19 protein-coding genes are annotated in these 20676 nt (G+C 39.3%); 13 read left to right on the plus strand and 6 right to left on the minus strand.

All coding sequences use genetic code 11. The features are described from left to right. Positions 1 to 26 precede the first annotated feature (26 nt). The 3 genes from gluQRS to sfsA all read right to left on the minus strand — a co-directional run bounded on the left by gluQRS (position 27) and on the right by sfsA (position 2471). Positions 27 to 971: a tRNA glutamyl-Q(34) synthetase GluQRS gene (gene gluQRS / locus BW142_RS14545; RefSeq protein ID WP_076925314.1), complete on the minus strand. Its 945-nt coding sequence runs from the start codon at positions 969 to 971 to the stop codon at positions 27 to 29. A gap of 20 nt (positions 972 to 991) precedes the next feature. Then, complete coding sequence (gene dksA / locus BW142_RS14550) at positions 992 to 1435, minus strand: RNA polymerase-binding protein DksA (protein WP_002962671.1); 444 nt, start codon at positions 1433 to 1435, stop codon at positions 992 to 994. A gap of 316 nt (positions 1436 to 1751) precedes the next feature. After that, positions 1752 to 2471, minus strand: coding sequence for a DNA/RNA nuclease SfsA (sfsA, locus tag BW142_RS14555; RefSeq protein WP_007587160.1), 720 nt, complete (start codon positions 2469 to 2471; stop codon positions 1752 to 1754). 123 nt (positions 2472 to 2594) lie between these two features. On the opposite strand from sfsA, the gene pepB reads away from it, so the two are divergent. Continuing rightward, complete coding sequence (gene pepB, locus BW142_RS14560; RefSeq protein ID WP_024589754.1) at positions 2595 to 3890, plus strand: aminopeptidase PepB; 1296 nt, start codon at positions 2595 to 2597, stop codon at positions 3888 to 3890. 183 nt (positions 3891 to 4073) lie between these two features. Then, positions 4074 to 4640: a phosphoribosyltransferase family protein gene (locus BW142_RS14565; protein ID WP_007377478.1), complete on the plus strand. Its 567-nt coding sequence runs from the start codon at positions 4074 to 4076 to the stop codon at positions 4638 to 4640. Positions 4641 to 4688: 48 nt separating this feature from the next. Here BW142_RS14565 and BW142_RS14570 read toward each other — a convergent pair whose 3' ends face one another. Continuing rightward, positions 4689 to 5345 carry a Crp/Fnr family transcriptional regulator gene (locus tag BW142_RS14570; RefSeq protein ID WP_002962665.1) on the minus strand — a complete coding sequence of 219 codons (657 nt, stop codon included), beginning with the start codon at positions 5343 to 5345 and terminating at the stop codon, positions 4689 to 4691. 288 nt (positions 5346 to 5633) lie between these two features. On the opposite strand from BW142_RS14570, the gene BW142_RS14575 reads away from it, so the two are divergent. Then, complete coding sequence (locus tag BW142_RS14575) at positions 5634 to 5870, plus strand: YgjV family protein (RefSeq protein WP_002962663.1); 237 nt, start codon at positions 5634 to 5636, stop codon at positions 5868 to 5870. A 359-nt stretch (positions 5871 to 6229) separates the two neighbouring features. On the opposite strand, the gene rdgC is transcribed toward BW142_RS14575, so the two are convergent. Continuing rightward, on the minus strand, positions 6230 to 7147 hold the full coding sequence (gene rdgC / locus BW142_RS14580; RefSeq protein WP_024599872.1) for a recombination-associated protein RdgC: 918 nt from the start codon (positions 7145 to 7147) through the stop codon (positions 6230 to 6232). A 112-nt stretch (positions 7148 to 7259) separates the two neighbouring features. Continuing rightward, on the minus strand, positions 7260 to 9029 hold the full coding sequence (locus BW142_RS14585) for an ATP-binding protein (RefSeq protein WP_024599871.1): 1770 nt from the start codon (positions 9027 to 9029) through the stop codon (positions 7260 to 7262). A gap of 363 nt (positions 9030 to 9392) precedes the next feature. Between BW142_RS14585 and BW142_RS14590 the strand changes: the two genes are divergently transcribed. The 10 genes from BW142_RS14590 to ribE all read left to right on the plus strand — a co-directional run bounded on the left by BW142_RS14590 (position 9393) and on the right by ribE (position 20668). Further along, a complete protein-coding gene (locus BW142_RS14590) occupies positions 9393 to 9761 on the plus strand; it encodes a response regulator (protein ID WP_007587152.1) in 369 nt (122 codons plus the stop codon). A 228-nt stretch (positions 9762 to 9989) separates the two neighbouring features. Beyond that, positions 9990 to 12407, plus strand: a complete 2418-nt coding sequence (gene thrA / locus BW142_RS14595) for a bifunctional aspartate kinase/homoserine dehydrogenase I (RefSeq protein ID WP_076925315.1) — start codon at positions 9990 to 9992, stop codon at positions 12405 to 12407. A 9-nt stretch (positions 12408 to 12416) separates the two neighbouring features. After that, positions 12417 to 13352: a homoserine kinase gene (thrB, locus tag BW142_RS14600; protein WP_076925316.1), complete on the plus strand. Its 936-nt coding sequence runs from the start codon at positions 12417 to 12419 to the stop codon at positions 13350 to 13352. An 11-nt stretch (positions 13353 to 13363) separates the two neighbouring features. Next, positions 13364 to 14647: a threonine synthase gene (gene thrC, locus BW142_RS14605; RefSeq protein WP_076925317.1), complete on the plus strand. Its 1284-nt coding sequence runs from the start codon at positions 13364 to 13366 to the stop codon at positions 14645 to 14647. A gap of 268 nt (positions 14648 to 14915) precedes the next feature. Further along, a complete protein-coding gene (glyA, locus tag BW142_RS14610) occupies positions 14916 to 16172 on the plus strand; it encodes a serine hydroxymethyltransferase (RefSeq protein ID WP_024599866.1) in 1257 nt (418 codons plus the stop codon). Between the two features lie 368 nt (positions 16173 to 16540). Continuing rightward, entirely contained in the window at positions 16541 to 16990 is a 450-nt protein-coding gene (gene nrdR, locus BW142_RS14615; RefSeq protein WP_002961761.1) for a transcriptional regulator NrdR, read from the plus strand. 164 nt (positions 16991 to 17154) lie between these two features. Continuing rightward, positions 17155 to 18279: a bifunctional diaminohydroxyphosphoribosylaminopyrimidine deaminase/5-amino-6-(5-phosphoribosylamino)uracil reductase RibD gene (ribD, locus tag BW142_RS14620; RefSeq protein ID WP_076925318.1), complete on the plus strand. Its 1125-nt coding sequence runs from the start codon at positions 17155 to 17157 to the stop codon at positions 18277 to 18279. A 27-nt stretch (positions 18280 to 18306) separates the two neighbouring features. Beyond that, positions 18307 to 18960, plus strand: coding sequence for a riboflavin synthase (locus tag BW142_RS14625; protein WP_076925319.1), 654 nt, complete (start codon positions 18307 to 18309; stop codon positions 18958 to 18960). A 29-nt stretch (positions 18961 to 18989) separates the two neighbouring features. Further along, positions 18990 to 20102 (plus strand): bifunctional 3,4-dihydroxy-2-butanone-4-phosphate synthase/GTP cyclohydrolase II, encoded by a 1113-nt coding sequence (gene ribBA / locus BW142_RS14630; protein ID WP_076925320.1) that lies wholly within the window; start codon positions 18990 to 18992, stop codon positions 20100 to 20102. 101 nt (positions 20103 to 20203) lie between these two features. Next, positions 20204 to 20668, plus strand: coding sequence for a 6,7-dimethyl-8-ribityllumazine synthase (gene ribE, locus BW142_RS14635; RefSeq protein ID WP_002961753.1), 465 nt, complete (start codon positions 20204 to 20206; stop codon positions 20666 to 20668). Positions 20669 to 20676: the final 8 nt, after the last annotated feature.

The following is a 20676-nucleotide window of genomic DNA, read 5'->3' on the forward strand; positions in this document are numbered from 1 at the left end:
TTGAAATTAAGCCGTTTTTAGCTATTTTATTTACTTAAATGTGTAAATTGGACTTTCTGACTACGTGGATGCTGAGAAATTTGTATTTCGGATACTTGTGGTACCTGTTTTAAGCTAAAGTTTTTAATTCCCCAAGCGATTAATTGTTCAATATTTAAATCGATTAAATCAGCTATAACAGGCAACCCTAAAAACTCAAATGCACTAATTAAAGCTGGCTTTGGATTTTGTTTGCTAATGGCGGGAGCATAGTTTTGTTTAGATAATTTGAAACCAGGCTTGGCAACCGCTAAAGGTAAATGAGCAAATTCAGGCACAGGGCTATTTAGTTGTTTAAACAAACTAATTTGCCTTGCGGTTGGCTCAATTAAATCAGCGCCTCTTACAATTCGATTAATCCCTTGATCAATATCATCGACGACCACAACAAGTTGATATGCAAATAAGTCATCGCTGCGTTTAATTAAGTAATCTTCATGGGAAAGGGCGCTATTTACTGTTATATCACCTTGAATTAAATCATTAAATTGAGTAGTTGGATGTTGCTGAACTAAGCGAAGCGCACCGGACTCCGTATTATGGCTAAGTGCTTGGCAATGCCCTTGATAAATACCGCCAATGGCTTTTATTTGTTTGCGAGTACAAGTGCAACCATAAACAAGCTTTTGTTTTAAAAGTGAGTGGGTAATATCTTGGTATAAAGGCAGACGCTGCGTTTGATATACAACAGGTTCGTCCCAGTGAAGGGCGTAGGCATGTAAGGTATTCAGAATATCGGAGTCGGCGTTTTTAACCACGCGCGTAGTGTCAATGTCTTCTATACGAACTAACCAATCTCCTTGGTTAGCTTTTGCATCTAGATAACTACCCACAGCCGCTACAAGTGAGCCAAAATGTAATGGCCCAGAAGGAGACGGTGCAAAACGACCGCGATATTTACGCATAGGCGCAGTAACGGCTGTAGGAGACATAACTAATTAATAAGTATTAATTAGCCGCGTCCAGATTGCTTTTCTTTGATTTCTGCAAGTGTTTTGCAGTCTACGCATAAATCGGCAGTAGGACGTGCTTCTAAGCGACGTATGCCAATTTCGATGCCACAAGACTCACAAAAGCCAAAATCATCTTCTTTAATCAAATTAATTGTTTTTTCAATTTTTTTGATTAATTTACGTTCGCGGTCACGAGTACGAAGTTCTAACGAGAACTCTTCTTCTTGTGCAGCGCGGTCAACTGGGTCAGGAAAGTTAGCAGCTTCGTCTTGCATGTGTGATTTAGTACGATCAACTTCGTTACGTAAGTCATTACGCCAAGTTTCTAAAATCGCTCTAAAATGAGCACGTTGTGCATCATTCATGTACTCTTCGCCTGGTTTTTCTTGGTATGGTTCTAAACCGGCTTGAGCCAATAAACCATGTTTCTTTTGGTCTGGCATAACTCTCTCCTAAATCCTTAATTTAATGCCTCAGCATTAGCCGGCGGTATAAATAACAGAATCTTATACCCTAGGCAAATTTATTTTTAATTAATCGAATTAGCTTCAACCATGCTTACTGAGTAAAAAGTGTATTAATAGTTTATTTACACTTTTAATTAATTCACATATTCGCTTTCTAAAACTTGCCTTGTTATGTGGGCAAAAGCTTTAAAAACAAGTTAATTTTTATAATTCACTTTTTATAACTTTCTTTAATTTGAGTACTTTGCTTATTTTGCAGATTACGCTTAGTTCAATCCCTTGGTTTAATACATTATTGTGCAAATACTATTTTTTTATGAAGTAAAACTTCATTAGCAGAAATAGTGGCCTTGTATGCTAATACTTCAACGCCGGCTATTATTGCTTGGCTTAATAGCGTGGCGTATTTTTTATCAATATGCGCAGCTGCACTTACTGTATTTATTCCTTCATGCAAAACAGCGAACAGTAATACTGCTCGGTGGCCTTGTTCGATCATTTCTATTAGTTCGCGGATATGTTTTTGTCCACGCAGTGTTTGCGCATCAGGAAAGTAGCCTTGTCCGCTTTGTGGTGCATCTTCGCTTAATAATGTGACTGATTTAACTTCTACGTAGCAATCAGGCTTATTTTCGTCTGTGAGTAAAAAGTCGATTCTGCTGTTTTCGCTGCCGTACTTTACTTCGCTTTGCAATTGACTGTAGTCGAGTAGCTCGCTTATCACATTATTGTTTATTGCTTCTTCTACCACTTTATTAGCCACCGCTGTATTTACACAAATAAGCTGCGATAAGTTATTTTGCGTAAGCTCTAATGAATGCGGGTATTTTCGTTTTGCGTTATCACTTGTTGAATAAAAAGCAGCAAAACCCGGCTCAGCGCATCCCGTCATTTTACCTGTATTAGCACAGTGGGCGGTAAATTCGCTGCCATCACTTAGTTGTAAATCAGCTAAAAAGCGTTTGTAGCGCTTTAGTAAGGTGGCTGGTTGCAGCGTTGGCGTGTACTTCATAATAACTTCCAAAGTGTAAATACTGCACAGCAGTGTGATTTATGTTATTTATCTCAAGCTGTTGGGAACTTAAGCGCTCTATAGTAAACTCGGTGGCACATTTAAGTGCAAGGGTATTCTAACATGAGTGAAAAATTTGTTGTTCAACTAAGCGAACAAGCAGCAGCGAGTCATTGGGGCGATAATGCGTCATTGTCTTTTAATGAGCGCGGTGCAACTGTTCATTTGTCTGAGCAAGAAACATTGAAAAATGTTCAAAAAGCTGGTCGTACTATTGCAATTCAAGGTATTAAAAACGTTGAATTAGCAGGCGATGCTTGGTGTACAGAAAGCCAGTGGGCTTTTTATCAAGGCTTTGTAACACCAAAATCGTTAAACGGTGTTGAGTTTGTTGATAACGCACAATCAGATATTAAAGAACTTGCTCACTTAAAAACGTCAGCAATTTGGGCACGTGAAATGGTTAACGGTACTGCCGATGACATTTACCCAGAAAGCCTAGCTGAAAAAGCGGCTGAGTTTATTCAATCATTAGCACCTGAGCATGTAAGTTACCAAATTATTAAAGGTGATGCGTTACTAGAACAACAGTGGATTGGTATTCATGCTGTTGGTCGCGGTAGTGTTCGCCCACCAGTATTGCTTGAGCTTGATTACAACCCAACAGGCGACGAAAATGCACCAGTAAGTGCAGCGCTTGTAGGTAAAGGTATTACGTTTGACTCAGGTGGTTACTCAATTAAATCAAGCGAAGGTATGCTTGGTATGAAGTGTGACATGGGCGGCGCTGCAACAGTAACTGCAGGTTTAGCATTGGCTATTAACCGTGGTATTGAAAAACGTATTAAACTGTTTTTATGTTGTGCTGAGAACTTAATTTCGGGTCATGCATACAAATTAGGTGATATTCTTACTTATAAAAATGGCACGACAGTTGAAATTGTAAACACGGATGCTGAAGGTCGCTTAGTACTTGCAGATGGCCTAATGGCCGCAGGTGAGACTGGCGCTCCACTTATTATTGATGCTGCAACACTAACTGGTGCAGCGCTTGTTGCTGTTGGCCAAGAGTACAATGCATTATTTGCACTTGATAAAGAACTTGTACGTGAAGTTGAGAGTTTTGCATCTCAAGAAATGGAAGCTGCTTGGCCACTTCCTCTTGAAAAATGGCATCAACAAAACTGCCCATCTCCTTATGCTGATACGGCAAATAGCCGTGCGCAAAAAGGTGGCGGTTACGGCGGCGCATCGAATGCTGCAGGCTTTTTATCGCGCTTTGTGCCAAACGATGGCAAAGGCTGGGTACACATAGATTTAGCGGCTGCATTTAACATGGGCAGTACAAGCCAATGGGCAGCGGGTGCAACAACTCAAGGTATGCGTACAGTTGCTCGTACTTTACAAGAAAAAGCATAATATTTACTAAATTACGCTTTTTACGCTAAAAATAGGCACCCTTGGGTGCCTATTTTTTAATTTACAGACAAGCAATTTTATTTCATTTACGGTAAAATCCGTCGCCAATACCTGTTTGAGTTTAATTTTTGCTTAACTCTAAGCTGCGCTCAAATCTTATATCCACCACTGGGGTTTCTAATTATGTCAGATAAGTGCTACATCACAGCTCAACAGCTGCTTGAAGATTCGTTCCGCGTAGCGGCACAAGTATACCAAGATGGCTTTCGTCCTGATTTTATTATTGGTATTTGGCGAGGTGGTGCACCAATTGGTATTGCTGTTCAAGAGTATTACGATTACAAAGGCATTGAGACTGACCACATTGCAGTACGTACATCGTCTTATTACGGTATTGGTAAACAGTCGAAAGAAATTAAAGTACACGGCTTACATTACATTGTAGAGAACGCAAATGCAGGTGATTCATTATTAATTGTTGATGATGTATTTGACTCAGGTCGTAGTATTGTTGCATTAAAAGAAAAGCTTTCAGAGCTTATGCGCTTAAACTTGCCACGTGATATTCGTATTGCATGCCCGTACTACAAGCCAAAAAACTCAAAAGTAGACACTGTTCCAGATTATTATATTCATGAATCTGAAGAGTGGTTAGTGTTTCCGCATGAACTATCGGGTTTAACACCGGATGAAATTATTGCTGGTAAATCTGATCTTGCGAAAATTCATGACATTTTGCTAGAGAAGTAATTAGTAATTTGCATAAATAAAAAAAGGCCGTTAAGGCCTTTTTTTATTTTAAAGCTGAGCAAAGCTATCTACGTATTCACTTAGTTTTGGTATATCGACTGCTTGCAAGCCATCGTTACTTCTAAGTACCAAGCCTTTTTCTACGAGTTCTGTAACAACACGTCTGTAAGCTCGCTCAGTGGTAGCAAAACGTTCTGCTTCAGCATTTACAGTTGGGTAGGCTCTAAGTAGCGTAGGGTTGTTGTTCTCGGCCCTTAGTAAGCAATCTTTAGCTATGTTATAGCTAAGTGGTAGTAATAACTTATCTAAATTGATTTTTTGGTTTTCCTGAAACTTAGCCGCAATAGTTTGTGCTGTGTATAAGCTTAGTTCTGGTTTTTCAAGCAGTAGAGCACGCCAATGCCTTAATTCAATAAGGTTATAAGTGACATCGCTAAAGCACGTTACCGTATATATACACGGATTATTATTTAGCGCTTCTATTTCACCAATAAGGGTGTTGTTACAATCCAATTGTCCTAACAGCAGGCGTCGTCCATTACCTACGTCGTAACTAAACGACACAGTGCCACTGCGTACAAGCACAAGCTTGCTTAAAGGCTGATCTTGATGGATCAGGACTTCTTTTTTTGATTGTTGATAGCTACTACCGGCAAAGGTTAAAAGCTGATCAACAAGGTAACTAGAAAAATGGTATTGAAACATCAATGTGCTCTTCGGACATTTGTCCTATTTATTACATCTTAATGACGATAGCATTAAGACACTAAGAATTTACGCTAACTTGCTATTAATATTATTAGCTTTGCTAAGAGTATTATTTTACCTTCATTTCCCGTGTAATGATTTAAGAATTTGCTGGTATTTTCCGGCAAACTTTTTCAGGTTTTTTAAGCAGGTTAGCTTTTTTATTTTGTTGTAACTTTGCAATACTTATAAGTGCCATAAGCTAGCAGTACATGTAATGCTAACCTAAAGGCTAGGAGAGAACAATTGAGTTGGGAATATTTAGGTTATATTGCATCAGCTTTATTGGTTGCATCGTTAACAATGACAGATGTAGTAAAACTACGTTGGTACAACATGTTTGGTTGTATTGTATTTACTGCATACGGTGTTGCCATTGGCGCAGTGCCTGTTATTTTTACCAACGGCTTATTGTCGCTTGTAAATTTATACCACATTATAAAAATATATCGCCAACCTAAAGTTGAAGACGCTAAAAGCTAAAATAAGTTATCTGCACAAAGTAAGTTAATGGTTTTAATTAAAATCAAAAACTTTAGTTTTTGTGCAGTCCAGCTTGAAGCGTATATAGATAATCTCATATCACTCTACATAACTTATCTTTGAACCTTGCTGTAATCCCTACTTAAAAGATGATTACCTTGATCTTAATACGTCGAACGTTAGCTAAACTCTGTTCGCGGTTAATAAATATATAAATAAGTGCTTCAAAAAATTCCATAAAAAAATCCGATAGCAGTAAACTGCTATCGGATTTTTATCTGTTATAACAACCTGCTTATATATGGGGCTATTTAACTCGTTAAATATTTACGCAGGTTGGTACTATGGTATTTAGGTATTTACGCTTTTTCTAAATCTTCAACGTCACCTAAGCCAGCAGTTAGTTCTTCAAGTAATTGCTTTATCTCTTCAGAAGCTAAAATAAAGTCAGCATCAAGTTTTAAAGCCATATCTTCTTTAGGAATATCTGCGTTTTCTTCTTTTAGAGTTTCAGAGTAGCTTAAACGTTTGATAGAGCCATCGTTTTGCAGCATAAACTTAAGACGCTCTTGCCAATCAAGTGCAAGTTTAGTTACGCGTTTACCACTTTCTAAATGCGATTTAACTTCATCACACGATAGGTCATGACCTTTGAGCTTTACTTGTGCGCCGCTGTCGTCTGCTTCTTCAAGTTCAGCGTCTGAGCCAATAGCAAAGCCTTCTGGTGTACTAAAGTTAGTTAACCAATCAGTTAAAAACACATCTAAATCGTAGTTAGCAAACGCAGGTACAACCGGAAGCGTTCCTAGCGATTTACGAAGTAGTGCTAGTAACTCTTCTGCTTTATTAAAGCTGCCACTATTTACAACAACCCAACCGTTTTCTTGGTCAATAAAGGCAAATTGTAAGCTCGACTTTTTAAATGCTTGAGGTAGAAGAGTATGAAGAATGTTTTCTTTTAATTCGTCTTTTTCTTTCTTTTTAACTGGGCGATTTTCTTCAGCTTCTATCAGATCAACTTTCTCAGCGACTAGTTCGTTGATAACAGAAGCAGGGAGTACTTTTTCTTCACGTTTAGCGCAAACTAAAATACTTTTTTGAGAAAAGTGAGCTAGCGTTTCGCCGTGTTTTCCAAATGCTTTTGTCCAACCAAATGTTGCAAGCTCTTGACCAGTACATGGGCGAAATAAATCTTGCTCTAATGCTTTATCAAAATCTTCTTGAGTGTATGAAACGTCTTGCTTAAAGCGGTAACAAATAAGGTTACTAAACCACATAGGGGAATTGATCCATTTAAAAATTTGTACAATCATAGCAATAAAAACAGTATCTCGAAATGACTGATTTGTTACCGTTGAATATGAACAAATTTAACGCATGTAGTTTTATTTATTCATATTTATCAAAAATAGGCAGTGGCTTAGCCATGTTCTTCGGAAATTGAATATAGTAACGCAGACCTCTGCCTGGTTCACTCGTTGCATCAATCGATCCACTTAGGGTTTGCTTAACTAAATTAAGCATTATATGGGTACCTAATCCGCTACCGCCTTCATCGCGCTTGGTAGTAAAAAATGGGTCGAATAATTTTTTCAATTGCTCGTTGGTAACACCATTCCCATCATCTTTGTAATCAATAGTTAAATTGGTGTCATCTGCGCTGATTTTAATATCCATTACACCGTTACTTTTACCTTCAAAGCCATGAATAAGTGAGTTCATAATTAGGTTGGTAAAAATTTGGCTTATAGCCCCTGCGGGTAAATTTAAAACTAAATCATCTGGGCATTCTAATTTTATAGTATGAGATGTCTTTTTTAATTTTGGGTGCAGTGAGCGTATGACTTCGTTAGTGTAATCTTTGAAGTTAATTGTTCTCACTGCCTCACTGGCCTGATCGACCGCTATTTGTTTAAAGCTAGCAATAAGTTCAGAGGCTCTATCTAAATTAGTTGTTAGTAAGCTAGCGCTTTGCTTCGCTTCGTTAATGAATTCTTCTAGTGCTTTTGGCGAAAGCGTTTTTTCGGTATAAGCGTTTTCGAGTTTATTTAAGCGTTCTTGTAAAAATGATATTGCCGTTACACCTATACCAATAGGGGTGTTTATATCGTGTGTAATACCTGCGACAAGTCCACCTAGCGCGGCCATTTTTTCTGTGCCTAATAAACGTTCCTGTGCAAGGCTCAACTCTTCTATATAACGTTGAGATTCAGTTTGCTTTGTAATTAGTTCTTGTTCTGTACTTCGGCGTAAATCAACTTCTTCTGTGAGTACAATTTTTTGTTTTTCGAGTTCGTACTTTTGCTGCTGTAAATCCATCATTGCTTGGCTTAAATTTGATGTTTTACGGGCTACATCTTGTTCAAGTTGTATGTTGTGCTGATCGAGCTTTTCGTTACTTATAATGAGTTCTTTTTGGGTGTGCTCCAGCTCTTTTCTATACTGAACTACTTTATCAATTAGTTTGTTAAACGACTGCTCCATCACTTTTAGTTCGTTATGCTCCTCTGTTTCTATTTCTATGTGTTGACCTTCTAGCTCATCCAGTTCTAAATTTTCTAGCTGCTCAGTGAGCTCAGCTAAAGGGTCTGTAAGAAGTTTTCTAAATGCCATTAAAAATAAAATGATCAAAAAAGTGGTTTTAATCATTGCGTTACCAATCAAAAAGTAGATTGATACCATAATGCGGCTAAAAACAACTTCTCGACTTGAGAATAAGGTAACGTCGCCAACTTGGGTTGCACGGCCTGAAAATTCGAAAATAAGTGGAAAGGTATAACCAAATAAACCCGATTTACTATCTTCTAAAATTACTTCTTCTTGTACTAATTGTTGGTTATATAGTTTGTGTATATCGAGCGAACGTCCTAGCTGTGAAATAATTTCACCGCTGTCATCTCGAACTATAATCCCTTCAATCATGGGGATGGCGAGTAGACCTTCTGCTGTTGTAATTGTTTGCTTGGTATTAAGTTCCCAAATAGCGCGTGTTAAGCTGCGACTAAAGGTTTTTTGTAATGTACTCAATTCATCACGGATATAGTCTTTAGTATTAACGTATTCAGCAAGCACTTGTCCGCAAGTCACTACAAAGGTAAGCAAAAAATAGACGGATAAAACGCTAGTCAGCAGCTTCTTAGAAAGACTTTTTTGTAACATGAGTGACTTGTTCATCCTTTATTATTTTTGTAACGTTACGATAGTAATTTAAAAGTTAGTCAATAAACCTCTAAAAATAAATAAAAAAGTTAAAATTTAACAAGATAAGCCCAAAAAGCAGGCGTGTAGCATCAAAGCAATTAAAACAAGCTATGAGTTAGTAAGTTTGTTATCTATTAAGTATTTAAGGTTTTATTGGTATTTGCCTTGGTTAATTATATCTTAAACGGATTTATTCTATATTTATCATTGTATTAAATTATTAATGCGCTGAGTGCTTGGAGGCGTGTTAAAGTGTCTAAAATGCGAAGGAAGGTATTTTAGTAACCTTTTAATAAATTTGATGGTTGTGTAGTAGTAAACATGATGAAATTTTCGATATTAGTCTGTGACGATTCCGCAGTCGCCCGTAAACAAGTTGTGCGGTGTTTGAATGAATGTATAGACGCTCAAATACAACAAGCTACAAATGGAGCGCATGCTCTAGAACTTTTACGGGCACAAAGCTTTGATTTGCTATGCTTAGACCTCACGATGCCCGAAGTTGATGGTATACAAGTACTCGAGACTATAAAAACAGAAAAAATAGAGTGTTTTGTTTTAGTTATTTCCGCCGATATACAAGAGAAAATGAAGCAACGAGTCGCTCAACTTGGCGCAATAGACTTTATCGATAAACCTATCAATAAATCTAACTTAAACGAAATATTGCATAAATTTGGCATTCATTAGGTTTTTTCATGTTAAAAAAGGATGTTTTATCTTTTGATTTAGGGTTGACAGCATAGCCTTTGTTAAGGCAGTCTTAACATATGAAAACAATTAATCGCGTACTGACCATAATTATTACAACCATCATTCTTACTGGATAGTGGCATAGGTCGGTGCAACAAATTTAAAGGCCTGTGTTCACTTAGAACACAGGCCTTTTTTCGTTTTATGGGATGAGGAACATAAACAATGCGAGTTTTAAAATTTGGTGGGTCTTCGCTTGCCGACTATGCATGCTTACAACAGGTAGCTCAGCTAGTTAAAGCACAATTAAAAGATGAAATGTTATTGGTACTTTCTGCTCCCGGTGGAATGACCGATTCGCTAGTTGCACTTGCAAGTGCCGCAGAGCAAGGCTCAGATTTTTCGCAGCAATGGCAAGCATTGGTTAGCCGCTGTGAAGGTTTAAAAGCTGACGTTGAAAAAAGTGGTGTAGTAGTTACAAGTTGGCCAAACTTAGGCGAGCTTAAAAATAAACTAGATGGCGTGTCACTTATACAGTGTTGCCCTGATCAGGTTCGCGCATTTGTGATTAGCTTTGGAGAGCGCGTTAGTGTTTCTTTAATGCAGGCTTTATTGAACTCGCACGATGCAAGATACTTAGAAGCAACCAGCTGTATTGCTTCAACGGGTGGTTATATCGACGCCGAGGCTGATTTAGTAACAAGTAAAGCGCGCTTTCAAGCTGTGCTTAAAGAAAGCCCTGCAACTATTTATATCATGCCTGGTTTTACAGCTAGTAATGATAAAGGTGAGCTTACAACGCTTGGTCGTAATGGCTCAGACTACTCAGCAGCAATTGCAGCAGCATGTTTAGAGGCTGAAATTTGCCAAATTTGGACTGACGTTGATGGCGTATATAGCGCTGATCCTCGTTATATTAAAAAAGCGACTAAAGTAGATTTTTTATCTTATAAAGAAGCGATGGAGCTTTCTTACTTTGGTGCAAAAGTACTTCACCCTAAAACAATTTTACCATGTGCTAAAGCAGGCGTGCCATGCGAAATAAAAAATACGCATAACCCAGATGCACAAGGCTCATTAATTGGTAACGATTATTCATCAGATGAGCCAGTAAAAGCACTTTCGAGCTTACAAGAACTTGCAATGTTGACCGTTTCAGGGCCAGGCATGAAGGGCAAAGTAGGTATGGCGTCTAAGGTATTTAACGCGCTTGCTCACGATAACGTATCAATTGTATTAATCACTCAGTCATCATGCGAGTTTAGCATTAGCTTTTGTGTGCACGAAACAGACCTAGCACTTGCACTTGACGCGCTACAAACTGCATTTGAGCTTGAGTTACAAGCAGGGCTTATTGAGCCTGTACAAGTGCAGCGCAATCTAGCCATTGTTACTTTAGTGGGCGATAACATGCGCGCGCACCGAGGCTTAGCGGCTAAGTTTTTTGCATCTCTTGCACAAGCTCAAGTAAATATTGTGGCAATTGCACAGGATTCTACTGAAAGCGCTATCTCTGCGGTAATTGATGGTGAGTTATGTAACGACGCCGTAAAAATATGCCATGAAAACTTTTTCACGCATGTACCGTCAATTGATGTGTTTTTACTAGGTTGTGGCTTAGTAGGGCAAGAGCTTATTAATCAGCTTGAGCGTCAGCAAGCGTGGCTTGAAAAACGTAATATTAAACTTAACTTGTATGGTGTTGCTAACTCTCGTCAATTACACCTAGATAGTGAAGGTATTGCTTTTGGCGATTGGCAGCAAAAATTGGCCTCATCTGAGCAAGCATTTGATTTAAAACTAGTAGAGCAGTTTGTTAAGCAAAATCATTTAGTAAATCCTGTACTTGTTGATTGTACGTCGTCGGATGCACTTGCTGCGCAGTATGTAGACTTTTTAAATGCAGGTTTTCATGTGGTTGCTGCCAATAAAAAAGCAACAACAAGCTCATACACGTATTACCAAGATTTAATTGCAGCAACGCAAAAGAATAATCGTAAATTTTTATACGAAACAAACGTAGGTGCAGGCTTACCAGTAATCGACAACTTACAGTCATTATTTGGTGCGGGTGATGAGTTATTAGAGTTTAGCGGTATTTTATCAGGCTCACTTTCGTATATGTTTGGCGCACTTCAAGATGGTTTATCACTTTCTGAGGCAACTATTAAAGCCAAAGAAAGCGGTTTTACTGAGCCCGATCCTCGTGATGATTTATCGGGTACCGATGTAGCACGTAAGTTATTGATCATTGCTCGTGAAGCCGGTATGAAATTAGAGTTAAGCGATATTGAAGTTGAGTCTGTATTACCACCAGGTTTTGCACAGGGCGATAGTGTTGATGAGTTTATGGCAAAACTACCAAGCTTAGATGCTGATTTTAACAAGCTTATTCAAAGTGCTGCTAGTGAAGGAAAAGTACTTCGCTATGTAGGCACAATTAAAGAAGGCCACTGTAAAGTAGGTATTGAAGCAGTAGATGCCAAACATGCACTTAGTGTCATTCGTGATGGTGAAAACGCGCTGGCTATTTTAAGCCAATATTACCAGCCTCGTCCGTTTGTAATTCGTGGTTATGGCGCTGGCTCAGAAGTAACAGCCGCAGGTGTATTTGCTGATATTTTAAAAACGTTATCGCGCTAGGAGATCGTTATGATTGAAGTATATGCTCCGGCGTCTATTGGTAATTTTGCTGTAGGTTTTGATGCACTTGGCGCAGCGCTTGCGCCAATTGATGGCAGTTTATTAGGCGATGTAGCCGTTGTAAGCGCAGCACCAAGCGACGAATTTATTTGCACAGGCGAGTACGCTCACAAGTTACCAAGTGATGCTAATGAAAATTTAGCGTACCAGTGCTTAGTGCATTTTAGAGCGCATGTTGCGCCTAATATGCCAAGCGTAAAGCTCAAGCTTAAAAAGAACTTACCAATTGGATCTGGACTTGGTTCTAGTGCGTGTTCGGTTGTGGCTACTTTTGCTGCCCTTGATAAGTTTGCAAAAACTAATTTAAGTCAGGTTGAGCTTATTGAACTGATGGCTGACTTTGAAGCAGTAGTAAGCGGCGGTCGTCATTACGACAACATCACGCCATGTTATTTAGGTGGTTTGCAGTTAACTGGTGATTTAATTCCTGATAAATCAATTGCACTGCCTGTTGATGAAAACTGGTACTACGTTGCTGCGTTTCCAGGTTTTTCGCTTAATACCGCAAAAGCGCGCTCTGTTTTACCAAAAGAGTTGAGCATGCATGCAAGTGTTGAGTTTGCTCAGCGTTTATCGGCGTTTAGTAGCTTATTGTTAACTAATCGTTTTGACGATGCGCTAAGCATAATGAAAGATGAAATAGCAGAACCTTACCGCGCACCGCTTATTAAAGGTTTTAGTGAAGCCAAAGCAAGCCTGCCAGCGCTGGGCGCTGAAATAGTCAGTATTTCGGGCGCAGGACCCACCTTGTTTAGCGTATGTAAAACACTTGAAGCTGCACAGCAATGCGCGCAGTGGTTAGAAACCAATTACATTAACGAGCAAGGCTTTTGCCACATTTGTAAATTAGATAACGACGGCACGCGTCAATTAACAGTTTTATAGGATAGGTAGTCATGCAATTACATAATTTAAAAGATAGCTCACAAAAAGTGTCGTTCGTTGAAGCCGTAAAAACAGGTTTGGGTCGTAACCAAGGTGTATTTTTTCCAGAATCACTAGCCCCACTGTCCGATGTTGATGCATTGCTTGATATGGACTTTGTTACGCGCAGCGGCAAAATATTATCTCACCTAATTGGAGATGAGCTACCAAGCGATACTGTGGCACAAATGGTTAAAAATGCATTTAACTTTCCCGTTAAGCTGGTGGAAGTACAAGATAACACATACTGTTTAGAGCTGTTTCATGGTCCTACACTTGCGTTTAAAGACTTTGGTGGTCGCTTTATGGCAGAGTGTTTAACGCAGTTTAATAAAGATGAAAAAGTAACTATTTTAACAGCAACATCGGGCGATACCGGTGCAGCTGTAGCGCATGCTTTTTACAATAAACCAAATATCGACGTAGTAATTTTATACCCTAAAGGCAAAATTTCACTTGCTCAGCAAAAGCTATTTACTACGCTAGGTAACAATATTCATTGTTATGCAGTTGAGGGCAGCTTTGATGATTGCCAAGAGCTAGTTAAAAATGCCTTTTTAGATGAAGAAGTTAAATCAACACTTGGGCTTAACTCAGCTAACTCAATTAATATTAGCCGTTTAGTTGCTCAGGTTTGTTACTACTTTGAAGCCATTGCACAGTTACCGAAAGAAAAACGCGCAACAGCGCATATATCAGTGCCTAGTGGTAACTTTGGTAATGTATGTGCTGCAATGATTGGTGCGGTTATTGGCTTACCTGTCGATAAATTGAGTGCAACAACCAACCAAAATGATACTGTTCCGCGCTTTATGCTTGATAAAAACTGGACGCCAAATGCAACCCTTGAGTCGCTTTCAAATGCGATGGATGTAAGTAAGCCAAACAATTGGCCGCGTGTACAAACAATGTTAGATAATAACTGGTTTAGCTACGATAATTTTTATTCAACAAGCGTAAACGAGGAAGACACGCAAGCCGTGATGAAAAAAATTCAACAAACTGGCTATATTGCAGAGCCTCATACTGCTATTGCTTACCAAGGTCTTGTTGAAAGTCGTGCACCTGGTGCCGCGGGTATCTTTTTAGCGACCGCTCATCCTGCTAAGTTTAAAGAAAGCGTAGAGGGTATTCTAAATATTGAATTAGGTATGCCAAAACCACTTGCTGATGCACTAGCAAAACCATGCCTAGCAAGCGATATGAACGCCGATTACGACGCGTTACGTACCGAAATACTCGATAAACTAGGCTAAGTTAAATTACAAGAAAAAGCGGCTTGAGCCGCTTTTTTATAACTTTAAACGGATGAATACATTTAGTTATATTTACTAATTAAATGTAGTAAATATAATTCATTTAAAATTATTATGGCTTTATAAAAAAATATCATCTTAAAAGGGCTGTGAAATAGTTTCAATCCCTGTTTAAATATCCTCAACTTAAGAGCGTAGGCAAAGAGTCGTTTAAAGCGTACAATAAAGCCTCTAAAAAACACCATACACGTTGCCCTAGGAGACCCCAATGTTAGAACGTAGCATGAATATTTCGGATTTTGATCCAGAGTTATTTGACGCGATAACCAAAGAAACTGCTCGCCAAGAAGAGCATATCGAACTAATCGCTTCAGAAAACTACTGTAGCCCACGCGTACTAGAAGCGCAGGGTTCACAGCTTACAAACAAATACGCAGAAGGTTACCCTGGTAAACGTTATTATGGCGGTTGTGAGCATGTAGATGTTGTTGAGCAATTAGCAATTGACCGTGCTAACGAATTATTTGGTTCTGACTACGCTAACGTGCAGCCACATGCTGGTTCGCAAGCAAATGCAGCTGTTTTTCTAGCATTACTAGATGCTGGCGATACTGTACTAGGTATGAGCTTAGCTCATGGTGGTCACTTAACTCACGGTTCTCACGTAAGTTTTTCTGGTAAGCTTTACAATGCAATCCAATACGGACTAGATGAAGCTACGGGCGAAATTGATTACGCACAAGTTGAAGCACTAGCACTTGAGCACAAACCAAAAATGATCATTGGTGGTTTCTCAGCGTACTCAGGTATTGTTGATTGGGCTAAATTCCGTGAAATTGCTGACAAAATCGGTGCTTATCTGTTTGTTGATATGGCTCACGTTGCGGGTTTAATTGCGGCAGGCGTTTACCCAAGCCCAGTTCCTCATGCACACGTTGTAACTACAACTACGCATAAAACACTTGCAGGCCCTCGTGGTGGTTTGATTATTTCTGCATGTGGCGACGAAGCAATCTACAAAAAGCTTAACAGCGCTGTTTTCCCTGGTGGCCAAGGCGGTCCTTTATGTCATGTTATTGCAGCAAAAGCAGTGGCATTTAAAGAAGCACTTCAACCAGAGTTTAAAGTATACCAAACACAAGTTGTTAAAAACGCAAAAGCAATGGTCGCAGTTATGCAAGAACGTGGCTACAAAATCGTATCTGACAAAACTGAAAACCACTTATTTCTACTCGATTTAATCGACAAAGATATTACTGGTAAAGATGCAGACGCTGCTCTAGGTAACGCTAATATCACCGTTAATAAAAACTCAGTGCCAAACGATCCACGTTCACCGTTTGTAACATCTGGTTTGCGTATTGGTTCTCCTGCAATTACTCGCCGTGGTTTTAAAGAAGCAGAATCAAAAGAGCTTGCTGGCTGGATTTGTGACGTACTAGATAACATCACTGATGAATCTGTACAGGCGCAAGTTAAAGAAAAAGTTAAAGCAATTTGTGCAAAATTACCTGTTTACGCTTAATTGCATAAGCAGCAGTAATTGAGAGCACATAGGCTAAGGGCCTGTTTATCTTTCGAGGTTTAATTTGCAGTAGTATGTTTGGTTTTTAGGCAAGGCAGAGTCTATGTAGTGTGGTTACTCCACACAAATAGGCGATAACGCAGCATAAATGCCAAACATGCACTGCCCTCGGGTTCGTCCTAGGGGCGATTTACTCTTTGTTGCTCGGTTTTTACTTAGCCCACTAGGTTACAAACCTCGCGCCGCGATTAAATCGCCCCTAGATAGAACAAATTTAATCCTGAAAGGTCAACAGGCCCTATTTTTTTGCTAAGATAAAAGACCGCTATTTAGCGGTCTTTTTTGTTTTAAAACGGAAGTACCGAGCTATGCATTGTCCATTTTGTACCGCAAAAGATACTAAAGTTATTGACTCACGCCTTGTTGGCGGAGGCCATCAAGTTCGCAGGCGTCGTGAGTGTAACGACTGCCACGAGCGCTTTACTACATTTGAAGGCGCTGAACTGGTTATGCCTCGTGTTATTAAACAAGACGGCAGCCGTGAACCATTTAACGAAGATAAATTATTAAATGGCTTAAATCGCGCACTCGAAAAGCGCCCAGTGAGCACAGAGCAAGTAGATGAAGTCGTGAATATAATAAAATCGCAACTACGCGCAACGGGTGAGCGAGAAATTTCAAGCCATTTGGTGGGTGAATGTATTATGGAAGCCCTCAAAAAGCTCGATAAAGTAGCGTACGTAAGATTTGCCTCTGTTTATCGCTCGTTTGAAGATATACGCGAATTTGGCGAAGAGATTGCCCGCTTAGGGGAGTAATACCAATTTTATTAAAACATGATCATTCTATCGCATTAAATAGCGCACTCACTGCGTTAAAAATTATTTATATAGAATAACTATATGTCATAATTTTCGCCTTGTTATTACGCTATTTTCTTAGCGCTATAATAGAACACTTATTTAACGCAATTGGTATAACAATGCAAAGCCAAACTACTTTTACCGAAAATGACGAAATGTATATGGCACGCGCCATAGAGCTTGCCAAAAAAGGCCGGTTTACTACCACGCCTAACCCTAATGTTGGCTGTGTATTAGTTAAAAATAATCAAATAATTGGCGAGGGTTTTCATCAATTAGCAGGTCAAGGCCATGCAGAAGTAAATGCACTGGCTGTCGCTGGAAAAAATGCACAAGGTGCAACGGCTTATGTAACGCTTGAACCTTGTAGTCATTATGGGCGTACGCCACCGTGTGCTGAAGGCTTAAAAAAGGCGGGCGTTGTAAAAGTAATTGCCGCTATGGTTGATACAAACCCACAAGTTGCGGGCAAAGGCCTTAAAATACTGAGCGATGCCGGTATTGAAGTTGCTTACGGATTACTTGAATCACAAGCACGCGCACTTAACGTTGGCTTTTTTAAGCGAATGGAGCAAGGCTTACCTTATGTGACCTGTAAAATGGCAGCAAGTATAGATGGTAAAACAGCGCTTAAAAATGGACAAAGTAAGTGGATCACAAGTCCAGCTGCTCGCCAAGACGTACAATTATACCGAGCGAAAAGTTGCGCTATTTTAACTGGTGCCGACACCGTGTTAGTAGACGATGCTAAACTTAATGTGCGACTAAGCGAGTTGCCTTGCACGCTACCTACCAATTTACCGCTTCGCCAGCCCGTGCGTGTTATAATTGACTCTCAAAACCGTTTAACGCCCAACCTTGCTTTATTTAAAATCCAAAGTGATGTAATAATATTTACGACTAAGGTTGATAAATCATTGCAATGGCCGCATTTTGTAAAACATATTGAAGTAAGTGAAAGCAATGGCAAAGTTGATTTACAGGCTGTTTTAGAAAAGCTTGGGCAACTAGACTTTAATAATGTTTGGCTTGAAGCTGGGGCAACACTTGCTGGTAAAATGACAGAGCTTGATTTAGTTGACGAGTTTGTTTTTTATTTGGCGCCTAAATTAATGGGCCATGATGCAAAATGTTTAGTTAATTTTCCTGAATTGACGAGTATGCAAAACACCGTTGATTTAACATTTAATGAATGTGCGCGCATTGGTGACGATTTACGTATCACCGCGTTAAAAACTCATTAAAATCACTTAATAAAAAAGAGTAGCGCTATGTTTACTGGGATAATAGAAGCCACAGGCAAAATTGCTTTATTACAAAAAAAACAAGGCGACTTAGCCATTCGTATCCAAAGTGCTGATCTTGATATGGAAGACGTAAAGCTAGGTGACAGCATTGCAACCAATGGCGTTTGCTTAACCGTAGTTGATAAACATATTGACGGTTTTAGTGCTGATTTATCTAACGAGACGATTGGTTTAACCGGTTTTGCTCACTATGCTTTAGGGCAAACGGTGAATATTGAAAAAGCCATGCAACCTGTATCGCGTTTGGGCGGTCATTTAGTGTCTGGCCATGTTGATGGCATAGCAACTATTACAAGCATTACAGCAAACGCTCGAGCAACAGAATATTGGCTTACAACCGAAGAAAGTTTAATGAAATACATTCCGTACAAAGGTTCGGTATGTATTGATGGTATAAGCCTGACAGTAAACGCTGTAGAGGGCAATAAATTCAAATTAACAATTGTCCCACACACGAGTGAGCAAACCACAATTGCTCATTTTAAAGTAGGTACCCAAGTTAATTTAGAAGTCGATCAAATTGCACGTTATTTAGAGCGCCTTATAAAAGGTGCAGAGCAACCAACGGGCTCTGACATTTCGATGAGCTTACTCGCTAAAGCGGGTTTTATTAAATAACGAAACTGACAACTTACACGAGCAAATTTATGAATTTACACAGCGCGCAAGAAATCATCGACGATATTAAAGCCGGTAAAATGGTTATTTTAATGGATGATGAAGATAGAGAAAATGAAGGCGATTTAATAATAGCTGCTGAGCATATTAGCGCAGAAGCGATTAACTTTATGGCCACTCATGGCCGGGGTTTAATATGTTTAACCATGACGCAAGAGCGTTGCGAGCAACTTGATTTACCGTTAATGGTTAAAAACAATGGTGCTGCATTTTCGACTAACTTTACAATGTCGATAGAAGCATCAAAAGGTGTTACAACCGGTATTTCAGCTGCAGATAGAGCGCGTACAGTACAAGCGGCTATAGCTAAAGGCGCAGTCCCAAGTGATATTGTTCAGCCTGGTCATATTTTTCCTATTATGGCACAACCTGGTGGCGTGTTAACTCGTGCAGGACACACTGAAGCAGGTTGTGATTTAGCGCGTTTAGCTGGACTTGAAGCATCATCTGTTATTGTTGAAATACTTAATGCCGATGGCACCATGGCACGACGCCCTGATTTAGAAGTTTTTGCGAAAGAGCACGGTATTAAAATTGGTACTATTGCTGATTTAATCGAATACCGTAACTTAAACGAAACGACAATTGAGCAAGTTGCAAAATGTAAGTTACCAACTATTCACGGTGAATTTGATTTAGTTACTTACAAAGACACAATTGACGGCCAATTACATTACGTTTTGCTTAAAGGCGATATAAAAGAGCAAGAACCGACAAATGTACGTGTACATTTGCAAAGTACTTTTAACGATATTCTACTTTCAGATAGAAGTGCTGACCGTAGTTGGGGCCTTTCAGAAGCAATGGCTTATATTGCTAAAAATAAAGGTGCTTTAGTTATTTTAGGTAAACAAGAAAGCACTGAAGAATTAGAGGCGACTGTAAAAGCATTCGCAGCAGCTGATGCTGGCGAAAGCGTTACGCCACGTAAATTTAAAGGTACATCGCGTACTGTTGGCGTAGGCTCGCAAATACTTGCAGATCTTGGAATTAAACAAATGCGATTAATGAGTCGGCCTAAAAAGTACCATGCACTTTCGGGCTTTCATTTAGAAGTTGTTGATTACGTTGAGCCGCAATAAGCGCTCTGCTTTTAACTAGTCTATTATTTTATTTTTATGGTATGATGCGCAGCAATTTTTGCGCAATCGCAACCGCTTGAACTTATTTTTAGGGTTATCAAATGAAAATTATTGAAGGTAATAAGTACGCTCCAGGCAAGAAGTTTGCCATTGTCATTTCTCGTTTTAATGACTTTATTGGTAGCAGTCTCCTTGCGGGTGCTGTTGATGAGCTAAAACGCACTGGTGGCGTATCTGATGACGACATTACCGTTATTTATGTACCAGGCGCGGTAGAATTACCTTTAGCGGCTAAACGCGTTGCAGCAAAAAAAGAGTATGATGCAATCATCGCATTAGGCGTAGTGATCAGAGGTGGGACACCACACTTTGACCTAGTTGCTGGCGAATCAAACAAAGGTCTTGCGCAAGTATCACTTGAGTATGATATCCCGGTTGCATTTGGCGTATTAACCACAGAAAGCATTGAACAAGCAATTGAGCGTGCTGGCACCAAAATGGGCAACAAAGGCGGCGAAGCTGCTTTAGGCGCGCTTGAAATGGTTAATGTGTTAGATAAAATTTAAGTTTAAGG

It is taken from the genome of Pseudoalteromonas sp. EB27 (assembly GCF_001974875.1).
In the GTDB taxonomy this organism is placed as follows: Bacteria; Pseudomonadota; Gammaproteobacteria; order Enterobacterales; family Alteromonadaceae; genus Pseudoalteromonas.

What these genes read in the sequence shown, in the direction of transcription:
- gluQRS (WP_076925314.1), bottom strand. Translation starts at nt 971, where the DNA reads ATGTCTCCTACAGCCGTTACTGCGCCTATGCGTAAATATCGCGGTCGT.
- dksA (WP_002962671.1), bottom strand. Translation starts at nt 1,435, where the DNA reads ATGCCAGACCAAAAGAAACATGGTTTATTGGCTCAAGCCGGTTTAGAA.
- sfsA (WP_007587160.1), bottom strand. Translation starts at nt 2,471, where the DNA reads ATGAAGTACACGCCAACGCTGCAACCAGCCACCTTACTAAAGCGCTAC.
- pepB (WP_024589754.1), top strand. Translation starts at nt 2,595, where the DNA reads ATGAGTGAAAAATTTGTTGTTCAACTAAGCGAACAAGCAGCAGCGAGT.
- BW142_RS14565 (WP_007377478.1), top strand. Translation starts at nt 4,074, where the DNA reads ATGTCAGATAAGTGCTACATCACAGCTCAACAGCTGCTTGAAGATTCG.
- BW142_RS14570 (WP_002962665.1), bottom strand. Translation starts at nt 5,345, where the DNA reads ATGTTTCAATACCATTTTTCTAGTTACCTTGTTGATCAGCTTTTAACC.
- rdgC (WP_024599872.1), bottom strand. Translation starts at nt 7,147, where the DNA reads ATGTGGTTTAGTAACCTTATTTGTTACCGCTTTAAGCAAGACGTTTCA.
- BW142_RS14585 (WP_024599871.1), bottom strand. Translation starts at nt 9,029, where the DNA reads ATGTTACAAAAAAGTCTTTCTAAGAAGCTGCTGACTAGCGTTTTATCC.
- BW142_RS14590 (WP_007587152.1), top strand. Translation starts at nt 9,393, where the DNA reads ATGATGAAATTTTCGATATTAGTCTGTGACGATTCCGCAGTCGCCCGT.
- thrA (WP_076925315.1), top strand. Translation starts at nt 9,990, where the DNA reads ATGCGAGTTTTAAAATTTGGTGGGTCTTCGCTTGCCGACTATGCATGC.
- thrB (WP_076925316.1), top strand. Translation starts at nt 12,417, where the DNA reads ATGATTGAAGTATATGCTCCGGCGTCTATTGGTAATTTTGCTGTAGGT.
- thrC (WP_076925317.1), top strand. Translation starts at nt 13,364, where the DNA reads ATGCAATTACATAATTTAAAAGATAGCTCACAAAAAGTGTCGTTCGTT.
- glyA (WP_024599866.1), top strand. Translation starts at nt 14,916, where the DNA reads ATGTTAGAACGTAGCATGAATATTTCGGATTTTGATCCAGAGTTATTT.
- nrdR (WP_002961761.1), top strand. Translation starts at nt 16,541, where the DNA reads ATGCATTGTCCATTTTGTACCGCAAAAGATACTAAAGTTATTGACTCA.
- ribD (WP_076925318.1), top strand. Translation starts at nt 17,155, where the DNA reads ATGCAAAGCCAAACTACTTTTACCGAAAATGACGAAATGTATATGGCA.
- BW142_RS14625 (WP_076925319.1), top strand. Translation starts at nt 18,307, where the DNA reads ATGTTTACTGGGATAATAGAAGCCACAGGCAAAATTGCTTTATTACAA.
- ribBA (WP_076925320.1), top strand. Translation starts at nt 18,990, where the DNA reads ATGAATTTACACAGCGCGCAAGAAATCATCGACGATATTAAAGCCGGT.
- ribE (WP_002961753.1), top strand. Translation starts at nt 20,204, where the DNA reads ATGAAAATTATTGAAGGTAATAAGTACGCTCCAGGCAAGAAGTTTGCC.